3 protein-coding genes and 2 pseudogenes are annotated in these 19,066 nt (G+C 66.8%); 2 read left to right on the top strand and 3 right to left on the bottom strand.

The annotated features are described in order from the left end of the window. Nucleotides 1-39: 39 nt before the first annotated feature. Nucleotides 40-270: an MbtH family protein gene (locus AC5Y30_RS16905; protein ID WP_499919798.1), complete on the bottom strand. Its 231-nt coding sequence runs from the start codon at nt 268-270 to the stop codon at nt 40-42. 751 nt (nt 271-1,021) lie between these two features. On the opposite strand from AC5Y30_RS16905, the gene pks2 reads away from it, so the two are divergent. Both pks2 and AC5Y30_RS16895 read left to right on the top strand, forming a co-directional pair. Next, on the top strand, nt 1,022-7,363 hold the full coding sequence (gene pks2, locus AC5Y30_RS16900; RefSeq protein WP_499919797.1) for a sulfolipid-1 biosynthesis phthioceranic/hydroxyphthioceranic acid synthase: 6,342 nt from the start codon (nt 1,022-1,024) through the stop codon (nt 7,361-7,363). 86 nt (nt 7,364-7,449) lie between these two features. Next, the gene (locus tag AC5Y30_RS16895) at nt 7,450-8,802 is read left to right on the top strand and encodes a hypothetical protein (protein ID WP_499919850.1); all 1,353 of its coding nucleotides are present in this window, start codon (nt 7,450-7,452) and stop codon (nt 8,800-8,802) included. A 21-nt stretch (nt 8,803-8,823) separates the two neighbouring features. Here the strand turns inward: AC5Y30_RS16895 and AC5Y30_RS16890 are convergent. Together AC5Y30_RS16890 and AC5Y30_RS16885 are read right to left on the bottom strand one after the other, a co-directional pair. Next, nucleotides 8,824-9,510: pseudogene (locus AC5Y30_RS16890) on the bottom strand (thioesterase domain-containing protein); the annotation flags it as partial. Nucleotides 9,511-9,642: 132 nt separating this feature from the next. After that, nucleotides 9,643-18,978: pseudogene (locus AC5Y30_RS16885) on the bottom strand (amino acid adenylation domain-containing protein); the annotation flags it as partial. Nucleotides 18,979-19,066 lie beyond the last annotated feature (88 nt).

The raw sequence follows: 19,066 nt of genomic DNA, 5'->3' as shown, positions 1-19,066 counted from the left end.
TAAATTTCGCGGCCCCTGCGATGCGGCGCGACTGCAGGCTTACTCGTCAGACGCCTTGCCGGCTGCCAACCTGTCGCGCAGGCTCTTCGGCCGTATGTCGGGCCAGTTCTGTTCGATGTAGTCCAGGCACGCAGCGCGGTCGGCTTCGCCGTAAACCACACGCCAACCAGCCGGAACATCGGCGAAGGTCGGCCACAAGCTGTGCTGCTCCTCGTCGTTGACCAACACGAAAAAGCTGCCACTGTCGTCGTCGAACGGATTGACGCTCACCGAGTGATTCTCCAGATCCTGTAGTCGAGATTGAGTGAAACCGCCCCAAACGATACCCGGAAGCCCACAGCCACAGTGGTGGGTTCGGGCAAATGTTCCCGATGACGCGGGGCGCGGTACGGCCATCGCACCCGGCGCCAACTGTGCTGCGATGACCCGTTGGCGCTGGAGCGTCGTCGGGCTACACACCGACAGCCACGCCGCTCGCCGAGGCAGGGCTCCGGTAAGGGCGTCAACCGCCGCGAGCAAACACCCTGCCGCCACCGCGAGGCGGTTGTGGACGCGCACGGACGGCCGAGGAGTGGCCTGAGAGCGCGATACCCAAAGCGTCGCCGCCGCCGCGCCGGAGCGCCGGTAAGTGAGATCACGGTTATTGACGCTTGCGTAGCCGCTAAGCAGGACCGATCCCCCGCGGCCGAGTGTGCGAGAGGCCCGTCGCCAAGCGGCGGGTCGTCACCGTCGATGACAACCGGATCGGCGGACGCGGTCACGGGGTCGCGATCCGTTCACAGCCTTGACCGTGAACACAGCCCAGCTAATATCACGGTTAGGTAACGATCTTATCAACTCTTTAAAATCGTCGGCGGCGCGCGTAATACCATCGCCCTGCCATGTGGGCCGCTGGCGGCACCGAAATCGCCGACGTGTAAAGGATCCAGCGGCGTGGGTGGTGGAGCTGGTAATCGGGGGACCGGGTCTTGAGTCAAGCAGGGGGGCAAGGCCAGGTGGTCGTTGCCCGTAAGGAGGCGGAATGGTTGCATTCCGGGCCATCGATGATGATGATGCACGTCGATCGGAGTCATTGAGCTGTTCGCCCGGCGCGGCCAGGCCTGCCACCCCGGTTGCCATCATCGGTGTGGCGTGCCGACTTCCAGGGGGAATCGACTCGCCGGACCGGTTATGGGAAGCGTTGCTGCGCGACGATGACCTGATCACCGAGATCCCCGCCGACCGCTGGGACGCCGAGGAATATTACGACCCCGAGGCCGGGGTGCCCGGTCGGTCGGTGTCGAAGTGGGGCTCGTTCCTGGACGACGCCGCGGGGTTCGATGCCGAGTTCTTCGGGATCGAGGAGCGTGAGGCGACCGCGATCGACCCGCAGCATCGGCTGCTGCTGGAAACCTCATGGGAGGCAGTCGAACACGCGGGCCTCAACCCGGCGAGTTTGGCCGGGTCGCGGACCGCCGTCTACGTCGGCGTGTCGCACGACGACTACCTCTCGGTGGCGGCCGATTCCTACACTCAGGCGGGCCCGTACGGATTCCTGAGTAACAGTCGCAGCATGGCGTCCGGACGAATCGCCTACGCCATGGACCTACGCGGCCAGGCGATAACGGTGGATACCGCATGCTCGTCTGGGTTGGTCACGGTGCATCTCGCATGTCGCAGCCTGCACGACAGCGAATGCGATCTGGCGCTGGCGGGCGGCGTTTCGCTGACGCTGGATCCACGAAGATACGCCGCCGGATCAGCCGGCGGCGTGCTCTCGGCGACCGGGCGCTGCCACGCATTCGACGTCGCCGCCGATGGTTTCGCCATCGGCGAGGGCAGCGCAATGATGCTGCTCAAGCGGTTACCGGATGCACTGCGTGACGGGGACCGAATCTTGGCCGTGGTGCGCGGCACGTCCCTGAACAACGGTGGCCGAACTGCGGCCATCACCACACCGTCGCGGCCGGCACAAGTAGCCGCCTACCGGGCGGCCCTGGCAGCGGCGGGGGTGGAGGCCGGCAGCGTCGGCATGGTCGAGGCGCACGGCAGCGGCGACCCGGTCGGTGATCGGATCGAATTCGCAAGCCTGGCAGAGGTTTACGGCGCTGCCGGTCCCTGCGCGCTCGGCTCGGCAAAGTCGAATTTCGGACATAGCCAATCGATTTCGGGAACGCTCGGCTTGATCAAGGCGGCCCTGGCCCTGTGGCACGGCGCAATACCCGGGAATCAACGCTTTTCACGCCTGCCGGATGAGCTCGCGCAAATCGACACAAAGCTCTTCGTGCCGAAGTCGAATACGCCGTGGCCGAGCGATGACCTCCAACCGCGGCGAGCAGCGGTATCGGCCTACGGGTTCTCGGGTACTAACGCCCACGCGATCTTGGAGCAAGCGCCGCAAACTTTCGAGCCCGATGTAGAGGCCGAACGAGCGACATCGCTCCTCCAGCCACCGTTACTCTTGACGCTTTCGTCCACCTCGTCCAGCGAATTGCGCCGCACCGCAAGGCGATTGGCCAGCTGGATGCAGTCACATGACGAGGTGTCGCTGCCTGATCTGGCGTATACCCTTGCACGCCGTCGTGGCCACCGCCCCGTGCGCACCACGGTCGTCGCCGCCAACCTCGACGAGGCGGCGGCGGGGCTGCTCCAGATCGCCGACGGCGAAACTTCGTATCGGGCGGCGGCCGGACGCGACGACCGGGGCCCGGTGTGGGTGTTCTCCGGTCACGGGTCGCCGTCGGCAATCATCGGGGCCGACCTGTTGGCCAACGAGCCGGCGTTTGCTGCCGCTATTGCGGCGGTCGAACCACTGATCGCGCAGGAGTCGGGCTTTTCGGTAATCGAAGCGATGAGGTCACCGGAGGTGATGACCGGCGTAGACCGGGTGCATCCGACGCTGTTCGCTATGCAGGTCGCGTTGGCGGCCACCTTGAAGGCCTACGGCGCGCGCCCCGGCGCGGTGGTGGGACACTCGCTGGGCGAGACCGCGGCGGCAGTGGTCGCGGGCGCGCTGTCGCTGGCAGACGGGGTGCGGGTCATCTGCCGCAGCTCCCGGCTGATGGCGCGCATCGCCGGTTCCGGTGCGATGGCCCTGGTGGAAATGCCGGCGCAGCAAGTGCTTTCCGAGTTGATGGCCGGTGGGATCAGGGACGTTGTGATCTCCGTGGTGGCTTCACCCGAGTCCACCATCGTCGGCGGCCAAACCGAGACGGTGCGCGAACTGGTGAAAGCGTGGCAATCACGGACGGTGGCAGCTCGCGAAATCGTCACCGACGCGGCATGGCATACCCCGGTGGTCCAACCCATCCTCGATGAACTGTCGGAGGCGCTGGCTGAGCTGTCACCGGCAACGCCAGAAGTGCCTATCTACTCCGCGAGCCAGTTCGACCCTCGCGAGCTGCCGGTGTGCGATGCCCGCTACTGGGTCGACAATGTGCGGCGCACGGTGCGGTTCGCCGCGGCGGTCCAGGCCGCGATGCAGGATGGCCACCGGGTTTTCGCCGAGCTGGCGGCGGATTCCCTGCTCGACACATATCTCGAACAGAACGCTCGAAGCCTCGACATCTCGGTGGCCGCCTTGGCCGGCATGCGAAGCGAGCAAGCGCTGCGGCACGGGCTGCGCGGCCTCTTGGCGGATCTGCACAATGCGGGCGCAGCGGTCGACTTCTCCGCGCTTTATCCGGGCGGGCGACTGGTAGACGCGCCCCTGCCGACGTGGACGCACCGCCGGCTGCTGTTGGACCGTGACGATCACCAATCCTCCGCCACCGCCGCCGGATGCACTGTCTCGGCCCACCCGCTGCTGGGTGCGCACGTGCGCTTGCCGGAAGAGCCGGAGCGTCATGTCTGGCAGGGAGAGGTCGGCACCGCCGCCCAGCCGTGGCTCGACGATCACCAGATCCAGTGTGTCCCTGCGCTTCCGGCGGCGGCCCACTGCGAGATGGCGCTGGCCGCCGCGCACACGGTGCTGGGCGAGATTTCGGAAGTCCGCGACATCCACTTCGGGCGGACGCTGGCGCTGGATGAGCAGACCGCGATCGGCGCTTCGGCGTCGTTGTCGTCCGCAGGGGCGGTCGAGTTCGCGGTGGAGGCATTCCGGGGCGGCGAGAGAACCCGGCTCAGCAATGCGGTCCTGCACGCCGCTGATGAACGCCACCTCGCCGTGCGCGACATTGCCGCGCTTCTTGCCGCGCACCCGCGCAGCGAAGACGGCGACGAGGTGCGCAAGCGCCTGGGCGAGCGGGGCGTTCAGTACGGTCCGGCGTTCACCGGACTTGGCGCGGTGCACACGGACGAAGCGGGTAGCAGCGCCGTGGCCGAGGTCGCGCTCCCCCGTCAAATCCGCTCCGGCCAACATGATTACACCGCGCACCCCGCACTGCTGGATGCCTGTTTCCAATCGGTCGCGGCTCATCCGGCCATGCAGGCGGTTGGCGGGAACGTGTTGGCGCTGCCACACAGCATCCGCCGGCTGCGGGCCTACGCCTCGGCGCGCAACGCCCACTACTGCTACACACGCGTATCGAAAGCCGACAGTTCCGGGATCGAGGCCGATCTCGAGGTGCTCGATGAGCACGGCGCAGTCCTGCTCGCCGTAGAGGGGTTGCGATTGGAAACCGGTCTCTCCGAGAAGGACAGGAAAGACCGGGTTCTGGCCGAGCGGCTGTTGACCATCCAATGGCGGCAGCGAGAACTGCCCGACGTCGAATACGCCCACCCCGGAAGCTGGCTGCTGATCAGCACCACCGCCGTCGCAGACGTTCTGGCCACCGATTTGCCCGACGCCCTGAAAAGCCACGGCTCGCAATGCACCACCGTGTCCTGGACACCGCACGCTGACCACGCAGTGAACAGCCAACAGCTTCGGAAACATCTTCTCGGCACTGGGTTTACCGGCGTAGTGGTACTGATGGGACCGCAGAACGGTGACTCGGTTGACCCCCAGCTGGGCCGCGAGTGTGTGGAGCATCTGGTGCGGATCATCCGTGAACTGCCAGATCTCCCAGGCGAGTCGTCTCGCCTGTATGTGGTGACCCGCGCCGCTCAGACGGTGCTTTCCGGTGATGAACCGAACCTGGAACACGCTGGACTGCGGGGTCTGATCCGAGTGGTCGGCACGGAACACCCCCACTTGCGGGTCACTCATATCGATCTGGACCCCGACGCCGAAGCCGAACATCTGGCCCGGCAACTCGAGAGCGGATCCGAGGAGGACGAAACCGCTTGGCGTAACGGCGATTGGTATACCGCGCGGTTGTCACCCAGTCCGCTGCTTCCCGAGGAGCGGCGCACCACCGTAGCAGACCACGAGCGCGACGGGGTGCGCCTGCAGATCCGTACACCTGGCGCTCTGGAATCGATGGAACTCGTTGCCTGCGAACGGGTTACGCCCCGGCCCGGACAGATCGAAGTCGCGGTCAGCGCGGCCGGCGTCGATTTTACCGACGTCCTGTTAGCGTCCGGTCGTCTCGCGCCGCGAGAACTCGACGGCCACCCAGCGCGGCTCGGCACCGACTTCGCCGGGCTGGTGACAGCGGTCGGGCCGGGCGTGGCCGATCACAAGGCGGGCGACCATGTCGGCGGCCTGTGTCCCACCGGCTCGTGGGGTACGTTCCTGACGTGCGATGCGCGCTCGGCCGTTACTCTGCCGGCCGGCCTTTCTGACGAGCAGGCGGCCGCAGTCACCACCGCGACGGCGACAGCCTGGTACGGACTGCACGATCTCGCCCACATCGACAGCGGCGACAAGATATTGATTCATTCCGGCACCGGCGGTGTCGGGCAGGCGGCGATCGCGATCGCCCGCGCGGCGGGAGCCGAGATCTTCGCGACTGCCGGCACCGACCAGCGCCGAGATCTGCTGCGCGACATGGGTATCGAGCACGTTTACGACTCACGAAGCATCGACTTCGCCGACCTGATACGCCGCGAGACCGGCGGCTATGGAGTCGACATCGTGCTCAACTCGGTCACCGGCGCCGCCCAGCGCGCGGGGGTCGAATTGCTCGCGCACGGCGGACGATTCATCGAGATCGGTAAACATGGCGGCTTCGGCGACCTCCGGTTGGGTCAGCTGCCGTTGCGGCGCAACCTCGCGTTCTACGCCGTGGACCTGGCCGCTATGTCCGAGAACCACCCGCACCGGCTGCGCGGGTTGTTGGACAAGGTGTATCGACTCAGCGCCGACGGTGTGCTGCCCATCCCGCACAGCACGCCCTACCCGATAGAGAAGGCCGCCAACGCGATTCGGGCGATGAGCGAGGCTCGACACACCGGCAAACTCGTGCTAGAAGTCCCCCGCACCGGGCGCATCCGGGTGACGGTGCCGCCGGCGGCGGCCCGGGTCTTCCGCGACGACGGCGCCTACATCATCACCGACGGGCTCGGAAGCCTGGGGTTGTTCTTGGCCGAGAGAATGGCTTCTCCCGCTTCAGGGGAGGGCTGCGGACGCATCGTGTTGTCTTCACTCACGCAGCCGGCCCCCGAGGCGCTGGACAAGATTGAGCGCATCCGCGCGATCGGCGCCGACGTTGTGGTGGAGTGTGGCGATATCGCCGAGGAAGCTACGGCTCGGCGTTTGGTCATGGCGGCGACGGCCACCGGCCTTGCGTTGCGCGGGGTGGTGCATGCGGCGACGGTGGCCGATGATGCCGCTCTGACCGACACCACCGACGAGCTCATCGAACGCAGCTGGGCGCCAATGGTCTACGGCGCATGGAACCTACACCTTGCCACGGCCGGCCAGCCGTTGGATTGGTTCTGCTCGTTCTCCTCGGCAGCCGCTCTGGTGGGCTCGCCGGGACAGGGCGCCTGCGCCGCAGCCCACAGCTGGCTAGACGCCTTCACCTTATGGCGGCGGGCGAAGGGGCTGCCGGCCACCGCGATCGCGTGGGGCCCATGGGGTCAGCCCGCCTCCGCCACCGCCGAAAATGTCGACATCGCCATCACCGCCGACGACTGCGCTTACGCGTTTGAGACGCTGCTGCGTCATGAGCGTGCCTACGCCGGCTATACGGTCATGAGCACCGCAACGACCACCTTCGCCCAACACACCCCCTTCTTCGAGGCGGTCCGCTCCGCTGGCCAAACCGCAAGGGGCGTAAGTAGATTGCGTGCCGAGCTCAAGGGATTGCCCTTCGACGAGTGGCCCACCCGGCTGCTGGGACTGATTTCCGACCAGGTCCGCCTGACCCTGCGCCGAAACGTGGATGTCGACCGGCCGCTCGCCGAGTACGGCATGGACTCATTGGGCGCGCTGGAGCTGCGCACCCGCGTCGAGACCGAAACGGGAATACGCATGAATTCCACCGATCTCGCCGACATCGGCACCATACGCGGCTTGGCGGAAATGCTGTGCGACAAGCTCGCAGGATCACATTGAACAACCGGAAAGGCTGATCAGTGCCACTGCGGATACTTCCTGCACGAGCCTCCGTAGGCACCCGCGCAGTCAACGGTGAAGCGTGCCTGGACAATCGCCTCGCCTACGTGGACCAAGCCCTATTCATGGGGCAGCGCGTCACGGGGCCGAAGCAGATCATGCAGGTTCTGTGGGTTTATGAGCACCCCCTTGACTTCGACGGAGTGAGGCGTTTTCACCACAATCTCAGTCGTGGGTTGCTGGGGAGGCGCATCGAGCGTTCGCCGCTGCCATTTGCCCGGTATCGATGGGTGTCCGACCCCGGCCCGACGGACCTCGATATCGCGGAGCACCCCCGCCCACGCGCCGACGTCAGCGACTGGGCAGATGAACGCTCACAAATCCCCGTCGACCCGGAATCTGGCCCCGGTTGGCATCTGGCCGTGCTTCCACTGACCGATGGCTCCACCGCGGTAAGCCTGGTGATTTCCCATTACCTGCTCGACGGTCTCGGACTTGTCGTGTCGGGAATCGAGGCCCTTTCGGGCATCACCCACGACTTTGGTTATCCACCGCCACGTTCGCGCACTCGACGGCGCGCGCTGGTGGAGGATGCCCGCCAAACGGCGCAGCAGGCGCCTGAGATCGGTCGGGCGCTTGTCGCGGCGGCACGGCAGGCCCGTAATCAGCGGCAAAACACCGCACAACCGCAGAAACCTCGGCCGCCAATGCCAAGCGACACCAACGACGTCGCGGACCCCGTCGTCGTCGTGCCGACCGTCACGGCCTTGGTCGACCTGGCCGAGTGGGATGCCTGCGCGACCGCGCTCGGCGGAACCAGTAAGACTCTGCTCGCCGGGTTCGTGGCGAAATTCGCGGAGCACGTGGGCCGCCGGCGCGCCGGTGACGACACCGTCACCGTGCAACTTCCCATCAGCACCCGGGCCGAGGGTGACATGCGCGCGAACGCGGTGTCGTTCGCGCGTGTCAGCGTCGACCCGACACGGGTGACGACAGATCTGCGTGAGGTGCGCGCCGCGATCAAGCAGGCGCTGGTGACCCTTCGGGAAACATCCACCGAAGAGTCCTCGCAGGTCGCTTCGCTGATCCCGTTCATACCGAAACGGGTCCTGAAACGGCTGAGCGCGCTGGACTACGCGATGCTCAGCGAAGCCCTGCCGGTGTTGTGCTCGAATCTCGGTGACCTTGGCTCGGTGGTCTGCCGCCTCGATGGCAGCGACGCCGAGTTCGTCACCGGACGACTGGGTTTTCAACACCTGACGCGACAGTGGCTGGAGCGCACGGGCGGCCTGATGACTGTGCAGTCCTGGCGCCTGCACGACAGAATCGTCATCAGCGTCGGCGCCTACCAGCCGGGCGCCGACAACACGAAACTGGCCATGCGCGAGTTGGCTGCGCGCACGCTGGACGAGTTCAACCTGACAGGCGACATCACCTAACGCGGTCGCGAGGGAGCCGGGTCACGACTTCAGCGCGAGTTTGAGCTGTTCCCCGTACAAAGCGAGCGATTCGCCGGCCATCATGTCGTCGTGGCCGCAGTCGACCGGATACACCGTGATGGCACCTTCGACGTATGGGTTCCAGTTTCGCGGGTCTGACGACTCGTTGCCGACGTCTCGCAGGGCCGAAAATATGATCACTTCGCCATCGAACACGCCGGGCACATGCTGTCGCAGGTGCGACCCGTTCGAATTGTAATTGTCAACCACGAACTCGAAGATTTGCCTCGGCGGGAGAATCAACTCCACCGCCTTTCCCTGCTGGCGGATCAGTTCCTCAGCCCGCTCGTAGGTGAGTGGCTCCGCGTGTTCGGGAACAGCGATGCGGTTGGATCGCAACGTAAGGTCCAAGATGCGACTCTCACCCTGAATCTCCTCCGGCGCAACGGTATTCGTGGGCCCGCTATCGCCGAGCACCGGGTCCAGCATGATCAAACGCTGGACTTCGCAGCCGCGCCGGCGAAGCTCGACGGCCAGTTCATGGGCCACTGGCCCGCCGAAAGACCAGCCAAGCAGGTTGTAAGGCCCCACTGGATAAAGGGCCTGCAGTCGATCGGCATAGTCCTTCGCCATGTCACGAATCGATTGCCGGCCAAATTCGCCGTTGTCCGGAATTTGGTTGATTCCGATGATCGGGCAATCGAGGTAATCGCCCAATACCCGATACGCGTAACTCAGGCCGAGACCTTCATGGACGCAGCACAGCGGGATGCCCGTGCCCTTCTTGAGGACTTCTATCGGCAGCAGTTCCGCCGCGCTGTCATCGCTGCTCAGTTGCCGACTCAGGCTCCGAACCGACGGCGCGTCCAATATGGTGCGCACCGCGAGGTGGGCATCCAAAGTCTTGTTGATCGTGGCGATCACGCGCATCGCCAACAATGAATCACCACCCAGATCGAAGAACGAGTCCTCGACGCCGACGCGATCCAGCCCGAGGATTTGGGCGAAGATGCCGGCCAGCGTCTCCTCGATCGCGTTCGCCGGGGCCCGGTAGCGTTCGGCGACAACATATTCGGGTACCGGCAGGGCTCGCCTGTCGAGCTTTCCGTTGGGCGTCAACGGCAGCGCCCTGACCGGCACCACGGCCACCGGCACCATGTAGGCCGGCAACCGCTCGGCCAGCTTGGCGCGCGTAGTCATCGGATCGGCGGTGCCGGTGAAGTACCCGACTAGGCGCTTGTCACCGGGGCGGTCCTCGCGAGCGATTACCACCGCCCGGTCGACCCCGTCGATGTCGGCCAATGCCGCTTGGACATCACCCAACTCGATGCGATAGCCCCGTATCTTGACCTGCTCGTCGGCACGACCGAAGTACCGCAACTGACCGTCGGGGCCCCAGCACACCAGATCCCCGGTCCGGTACATGCGCGCTCCCGGAGTCCCCGCACCGGCGAACGGACATGCCACGAACCGCGAGGCGCTCAACCCTGCCCGGTTCAGGTACCCATACGAGACCCCGGCACCGGCCACATACAACTCCCCTATCACGCCGGCCGGAACGGGGCGTAACCAGGCGTCGAGCACAAACAACGCCGCTTGTAGCACCGGCGAACCGATCGGCACCACGCCTGTCCCCGGCGCCAGCGGGGCGCTCATCGTGATGCCCATCGACGTCTCGGTCGGGCCGTACGCGTTGACCATCAGCCGCCCCGGCGCCCACCGGTTTACCACCTCAGCAGGGCAGGCTTCACCGGCCACCATCACGGCCAGCGACTCCAACCCCTCGGGTGCGAGCGCCGCGAGAGCGGAAGGGGTTTCGGTGAACACGTCAACGCGCTCGGCGATCAGCAAGGCCTTGAAATCTTCCGGTGAGGTCGCCACGGATTCGGGCACCACGACCACGCGCCCCCCATGCAGTAGCGCGAAGAAAATCTCGGACACCGAAACGTCGAAAGCCAGGGATTTGCATTGAGCCCAGGCGGCCGGCGTCGGCAAGTGTCCATCCACCACCTCGAGTAGCTGGACCGCGTTGTGGTGAGAGACGGCCACGCCCTTGGGGACACCCGTTGTGCCCGAGGTGTAGATGAGGTACGCGATGTCGTCGGGGGCCGGCCCCGGCAGACCCGTTGCTGGACAGCCGGGAATGCGGGTGTCGTCGACGTCGATCACCAGCAAATCGGACCCGCCCAGTCGGGCCCGCAGATCTGCGTTGCTGATCGCCGCGACCGGCGCGGCATCGGCCACCATGAACTCGATCCGGGCCGTTGGTACTGCGGGGTCGATCGGCAGATAAGCCGCACCGGACTTGAGCACCGCCAGGATCGCCACGATCGCCTCGGCCGAACGGGGCAGGAGCAGCGCCACCACATCACCGGCACCCACGCCCTGATCGGCCAACAGGTGCGCCAGTCGGTTTGCCGCCTCGTCGAGCTGGCGGTACGTCATCGGCCGCCCCTCGCACGTCAGTGCCACCGCGTCCGGGGCCCGCTCTACGTGCGCGGCAAACACCTCCGGAATAGACACCGACGCGGGCGCCAGGTGCGCCAACACTGCGCGGTTGCCCCACGCGTCCAGGCGGGCGTGCTCATCGGCGTCGAGGAGGTCGATAGACGACAGCGGCCGGGTGGGCTCGGCGGTCATGGCGACAAGCACCTTGTGGAATCGCGCGAACAGCGCGTCGATGCCGGAGCCGTCGAACACCTCGGCGTCGTACTCGACGCGCAGCCCGATTCGAGGACCCGGCATGGCGGCAACCGCGAGCGGGTAGTGGGTGGATTCGCTGGTGTTGACTTCGGTGACGGTCAGGTCGTAGTCGCCGGTCAACGCCTCGGTGTCGACCGGATAGTTCTCGTAGATGAACATGGAGTCGAACAGCTGGTCGTGATCCGTGAGGCGGTGGATCTCGGACAAAGCCAGATGCTGGTGCTCCAGCGTGCAATTGTGGGCGTCCTGCAGCTGATCCAGCAGGTCGGCGGCGGTGGTTGCCGTGGTGATTCGCGCCCGCACCGGCACCGTGTTGATCAACAGCCCCACCATCGACTCCGCGCCGGCCAATTCCGGCGGCCGCCCCGAGACCGCCGTACCGAAGACCACGTCATGCTGCCCGGTCAACCGCATCAGCATCTGGGCCCATGCCGCCTGCAACACGACGTTGACGGTGGTGTGACGCGAACGGGCCAACTCACCCACATCCTGGGTCGTGTCCTCCGGCACCTCAAACCAGGCCGCGGATCGCCGCGCCTGGCTCAGCTGACCTGGCGGACCCACCAGGGTGGGGGCATCCAGGCCCGCCAGCACCTCACGCCAAGCCGCTTGGGCCGCAGCGCGATCCCGCCCGATGAGCCACGCGACGAAGCTGCGATACGGTGCGGCCCCGGGCAGCGGGCGTCCGTAATAGCTGGCGAAGATCTCCTGCAGCAGGATCGGCAGCGACCAGCCGTCGAGCACGATGTGGTGATTGGTGAGCACAAACCGGTGCCGGCCTAGTGCGGTGCGGATCAGTACCGCCCGAAACGCAGCCTGTTCGGCGAGGTCGCACACCGCGACGCGCTCAGCGGTGCAGATCTCCTGGACTTGCTCGTCAATGCTCATGCCGTTGGGATGCGGCTCGATATACCGCCATGGCACCACCGGATCAGCCGGGATGATCTGCACCGGCTCGTCCATTTGGGTCGAGAATCGGGCCGCCAGGTTGGGATGGCGCGTTACCACCGTTTGCAGCGCGGCGCGCAACCGATCGGGATCGAGCTCACCGATCACCGTGAAGTCCAGTTGCACCGCATACACGTCGTGATCGGGACCCAGCCCGGCGCCGGCATGGAACAAAAACCCCTGCTGCAACGGAGTCAACGGCAAGATGTCGGCGATATGGTGCTCCCGCTGCAACTCATCGAGCTGCTGCTGGGTCAAATGAGCGGGAGCGAAATCGGACGGCGTGAACCCGCCGCCGCCGGTGCGGACGTGCGCGCAGATCCCGGCCAGGGCGTCGAACCACAACCGGCCCAGCCGGTCGACGTGCTCGCGATCCACCGCCGACGGCGCCCAGGTCCAATTCGCGTGCAGCTGCGGACCGGAGTCGGTGTCCAGGGTGCCGGCGTTGAGCTCGAGGGTGTGCATCAGCGGCATCGGTATGGCCGCGGCCGCCCGGGTGACCGATGCGACATCCTGGCAAACTCGCCACGGGTCGTGGGACACCTCGGCCGTCGCACCCAGTCGTCCCAGATAGTTGAACCCGATCACCGGGTCCGAGCCTCCCAACTCGACATCGGGGTTCACATATCGCAGCAGACCATAGCCCAGCGGGTCAGGCAGGGCACGCAGTTGCTCCTTGGCGTCTTTGACCAGCGCACCCAGCGCCGCATCGCCGGCCACCACCCGATCCCAGGCCAACCCCCCGACGTTCAACGTCACCGGATACTTGGTGGTGAACCACCCCACCGTGCGAGTCAGATCCACATCGGCGGCCAGCTCCTCGTGGCGACCATGGCCCTCCACGTCGATGCCGATCGGCCCCCCAGCGCTGGCCGCGAACTCGGCCACGGCCAACCCGAATGCGATCAACAGAATGTCGTGCACCCCGGCGTGGAACGCAGTCGGCACCTCTCCCAACAGCATCCGGGTGGTCCCGACGTCCAGGGCCGCCGACAGATGACCCGCCGCAGCGAACGTATCCACCGCGGGCTGCAGCGCCGGAAGCACCGCCGGGGCCGCCGCCACCTGCCGCCACGCCTCGACTTGATCCACCACCGCGGGACTACTGGCGTGCGCGGCCAGCAACGCCGACCACCGGGCAAACGACGTGCCCGTCGCCGGCAACGCTATGGGCTGGCCACCCCGACGCTGTTCCCACGCCAGATTGAGGTCCTCCAACAGGATCCGCCACGAGACCCCGTCCACCGCCAAATGGTGAATGACCAAGGCCAACTGCCCGGTCGAGCCAGCCCACACCGCACTGAGCATCAGCCCGGCAGCGGGATCCAACCGTGACCGCGCCGCGACCAACGCATCCTCCGACAACACCTCGACCACCCGCAGGCGCTCCCGGGCATCCACCTCGCCGGGCTCGGGCACCCTCAAGGTCCAACTCCGGGCACCATCGTCGACGGCGCGCAGCCGCAACATGGCGTGCCGGTCGAGCAGGGCCTGCATCAGCACCACGACGTCCGCCTCGCCAACCCCCACCGGGGCCTGCACCACCACCGTCTGATTGAACTGACCCACCGGGCCATCCACGTTGGCCAACCAGCGCATGATCGGCGTCGCGACCACTGGCCCCAGCCCCTCGTCGACCGGGCCGCCGACACCCTCGACCGACCCGGCCACCCGAGCCAATCGCGCCACACTCTGCTCGACGAACACATCACGAGGCCGAAACACCAGGCCGGTCGCCCGCGCCCTGGCCACCACCTGCATCGACAAGATGCTGTCTCCGCCGAGTTCGAAAAATGAGTCGTCGACGCCAACCCGCTCCAGCCCTAGCACTTGGGCGTAAATGCCGGCCAAGATTTCCTCGGTCGGCGTCGACGGGGCGCGATACAGATCGCCCGCGGCGTACTCGGGTGCGGGTAACGCCCGCTTGTCCAATTTCCCGTTCGCCGTCAACGGCAACGCCTCAACCACCACCACCGCCGCCGGCACCATGTACACGGGCAAGCGCTCGGCCAGCGCGGCACGGACTTCGGCCGGGTCGGCCGTGCCGGTCACATATCCCACCAGACGCTTATCGCCCGGGCGGTCCTCCCGCGCGAGCACCGCAGCCTGCTCGACTCCGTCCAGGGCGGCCAACGCCGCCTGCACTTCACCCAACTCGATGCGGTAGCCGCGGACCTTGACCTGCTCATCGGCACGCCCCACGTACCGCAGCTGCCCATCGGGACCCCAACACACCAGATCTCCGGTGCGATACATCCGCGATCCGGACGCCCCCTCTCCCGCAAACGGGCATGCCACAAACCGCGACGCACTCAGCCCGGCGCGCCCCACATAGCCGACACCGACCCCGGCGCCGGCCACATACAACTCACCGACCACCCCGACCGGCACCGGACGCAACCAGCGATCCAGCACGAAGAAGCCGAGCCGCGCCAACGGCACCCCGATGGGGCTGGCCGCACTGTAGACGTCGCCGGGCGCGATCTCCCGAAACGAGGCATGCACCGTTGTCTCGGTCGTGCCGTACAAATTCAGCAGGCGCGGCGAGCCCGGATGCTGGTCTAGCCACGTTCCCAGTCGCCGCGGCTCGAGGGCTTCCCCGGCGAACAGCACAGCCCGCAAGTTCAAGCGAGCCCCCAGGCCGGGCGCGAGCGCATCGGCGGTTTGTAAGGCGTAAAACGCCGACGGGGTCTGACTCAACACACTGACCTGTTCAGCCACCAATAACGCGTGGAAGTCTTGCGGGGAACGCGCCACGGACTCAGGTATCACCACCAGGCGCCCGCCACGCAGCAGCGCACCCCAGATCTCACACACCGAGACGTCAAAGGCCAGTGAGTGCCACTGCGACCACACCTGCTCGTCGATGTCCATCCCGGCTTCCAGCGACGCCAGCAACTGGACCACGTTGTGGTGGGTGACGGCAACGCCTTTGGGGACACCGGTCGTGCCCGAGGTGTAGATCAGATACGCGATGTCCTCGGGCGCCGGTGCCGGCAACGCGGTGCTGGGCCGGGCCGCGATACCCGGATCGGCCACGTCGATGACGGCCACGTCATGGCCGTCCACCCGCTCGGCCAGCTCCCCGGTGGTGACCACCGCAACCGGCGCGGCATCACCAAGCAAGAACTCGATGCGCGCCGCGGGCACCACCGGATCGATCGGCACATACGCCGCACCGGTCTTGAGCACCGCCATAATCGCCACGATCGCCTCCGCCGACCGCGACAACAACAACCCCACCCGCTCACCCGGACCAACACCCCGGTCCACCAACAGATGCGCCAACCGGTTAGACGCCTCGTCGAGCTCCCGATACGTCATCGACGAGCCCTCAAACGACAGCGCCACCGCCCCCGGCGCCCGCGCCACCTGCGCAGCGAACAATCCCGGAATCGACACCCGCACAGTCGGATCGGGCCCAGCCAGCACCGCCCGATTACCCCAAGCCTCGATCCGGACGTGCTCGTCCTCGTCGACGACGTCGATCGAGGAAAGCCGCCGCGCCGGGTCGGCGGTCATGGCGCCCAGCACCCGTCCCAACCGCTCGATCAATATCTGGATGCTGGCCGCATCGAACACGTCGGTGCGAAACTCGACCATTCCGCCGATGCCGGCCGGATCACCTACATCGGTCCAGCGCTCCCCCACTGAGAACGTCAGGTCCATGCGAGCGGTATGGGTGTCCGCGGGCAGCGAGGTTACGTCCAGATCGCCCAAAGCCGATTCCGCCGGGGGGTCGCCGGCGAAGTTCTGCCAGGCCAACATCACTTGCACCAGCGGATGATGGTTCAGGCTTCGGGCGGGATTGAGCCGCTCGACCAATACCTCGAACGGCACGTCCTGGTGTTCGTAGGCGGCCAGGCTGCGCTGGCGCACCTGAGCCAATACCTCGGCGACGGTGGGATCGCCTGCCAGATCGACCCGCAACACCAAGGTGTTGATGAAGCAGCCCACCAGCTCGTCCAGTGCGGGGTCGCGGCGCCCCGCGATCGGGAAGCCCACGGCCACATCGGAACTGGCGCTCATCTTCGCGAGCAGCACCGCCAGGGCGGCCTGCATCACCATGAAACTGGTCGCCTTGTGCTCGCCCGCCAGCCCAGCGACCCGCTGCTGCAACTCGGCCGGCCAATCCACCATCGCGCGGGCGCCGCGGTAATCGGCCACCGCCGGATAGGGCCGATCGGTGGGCAACTCGAGCCGTTCGGGCAGCCCGGCCAGATGGTCTTCCCAGTAGGTCAGCTGGGCGGCGATCAGACTGTCACCATCGTCGAGATCGCCGAATTGTTTGCGCTGCCATAGCGTGTAATCGACGTACTGCACCGGCAGCGGCGTCCAACTCGGGGGTCGTCCGGCACACCGGCCGGCATAGGCCACCCCCAGATCACTGACCATCGGCGAGATCGACCAGCCGTCGGCCGCGATATGATGCACCACGGCCACCAGCACGTGCTCCTCGTCGGCGACGCGCAAAAGCCTTGCCCGCAAAGGGATCTCAGAAGTGAGGTCGAACGGATCACGCACAACCGCGGCGACGGCCTGCTCCACCCGACCGGCCGACCAACCGGTGGCATCCACGACCTGCCAACCAAAGTCGGCTTCCGCCACCGGGATCACCAGCTGCCGCGGGACGCCGTCCACCGACGGGAACAGTGTCCGCAGGCTTTCGTGGCGGCCTACCACATCGGCCAGCGCCGCCCGCAGCGCCTCGGCGTTCAGGCGTCCGCTCAGCCGCAACGCCACCGCCATGTTGTACACCGCCGAAGGGCCCTGCAACTGGTCGATGAACCACAACCGATTCTGCGCGAACGACAACGGCACCACCTCGGGCCGCTGCACCGGAATCAGGGGCGCAAGTCGGCTCGCGACCTCACCGATGCGGGGCGCCAACTGGGCCACCGTGGGGGCCTCGAACAGCATGGGCACGGCAAGGCCGGCGTCCAGTGCAGTGTTGATCGCGGCGATGGCGCGCATCGCCGACAGTGAATCGCCACCGATATCGAAGAACGACTCATCGACCCCGACCCGGTCCAATCCCAAGACGTGGGCGAAGATTCCGGCCAGGATCTCCTCGACGGCCGTGGCCGGCGCCCGGTAATGATCGACATCGCCATACTCCGGGGCCGGCAGCGCCCGCCGGTCGAGCTTGCCGTTGACCGTCAGCGGCAACGCGTCAAGCGCCACGACCGCCGCGGGCACCATGTATGCGGGCAGTCGCTCGGCCAACTCGGCACGAAGATCGGCCGGATCCGCGGTACCGGTGATGTAGCCGACCAACCGCTTGTCGCCGGGACGGTCCTCCCGCGCGATCACCGCCGCCTGCGCCACCCCGTCCAGCCGGGCCAGCACCGCCTGCACCTCACCCAGCTCGATGCGATACCCGCGGATCTTCACCTGATCATCGGCACGACCCAGATACTGCAACTGCCCGTCAGTGCCCCACCGCACCAGATCCCCGGTGCGATACATCCGCTCCCCCGCCGCCCCCTCACCGGCGAACGGACACGCCACAAATCGCGATGACGTCAACCCCGCCCGACCGACGTACCCATAGGCCACGCCGGCACCGGCCACGTACAGCTCGCCCACCACGCCGGCCGACACCCGGCGCAGCCCGGCGTCGAGCACGAACAACGCCGCCCCGGCCACCGGCGAACCGATGGGCACCACCCCCGAGCCCTCCGACAGCGGCGCGCTGACCGCGGCGTACACCGTCGCCTCGGTGGGGCCATAGGCGTTGATCATCACCCGACCCGGCGCCCATCGATCCACCAGCTCCACCGGGCAGGCCTCACCGGCGACCACCAGCGCCGTCGACTCCAACCCTTCCGGCGACATCACCCCCACCCCCGAGGGTGTCTGACTCAACACAGTGACCTGTTCGCGAATCAGCAAGGCGTGCAAGTCATCCGGTGACGCGGCCACCTCCTCGGGCACCATGACCAACCGCCCGCCGTACAGCAGGGCCCCGAAGATCTCCGACACCGACACGTCGAAGACCAGCGAATGCCATTGCGACCACACCCGCGGTGGACCCACCGGCAATCGACTCTCCACCGCGGCCACCAATTCGGTGACGCCGCGGTGCGAGACCGCGACGCCTTTGGGGACACCGGTGGTCCCCGAGGTGTAGATCCGGTAAGCGACATCATCCGGGGCCGGCATCGCCGGCAACCCGGTGCCGGCTTCGCGTCCCACAGCCGGATCATCGACATCGACGACCGCCACTGCGGATCCGTCCAGCCGATCCGCAAGCGCCCCCGTCGTCAGCGCGGCGACGGGCTTCGCGTCGGCCACCATGAACTCGATCCGCGCCACGGGCAGGGCGGGGTCGATCGGCACGTATGCCGCCCCGGTTTTGAGGACAGCCAGGATCGCCACGATCGCCTCGGCCGAGCGCTGCACCAACAGCGCCACGCACTGCCCCGGACCCGCGCCTCGCCCAATCAACAAGTGCGCCAAGCGGTTCGAGGCCTCGTCCAGCTCCCAATATGAGATCGAGCGACCGTCACAGGTCAACGCCACCGCCTGCGACGTGCGGCCTACCTGTGCGGCGAACAACTCGGGAATGGACACCGACGACGGTGGGCGGCCCAGCGCCGCCCGATTGCCC

This window comes from Mycobacterium sp. NGS27 (assembly GCF_059813005.1).
Note: the sequence above shows the minus strand (reverse complement) of the source record. Positions and strands in the feature narration are given on the sequence as shown.

What these genes read in the sequence shown, in the direction of transcription:
- pks2 (WP_499919797.1), top strand. Translation starts at nt 1,022, where the DNA reads ATGGTTGCATTCCGGGCCATCGATGATGATGATGCACGTCGATCGGAG.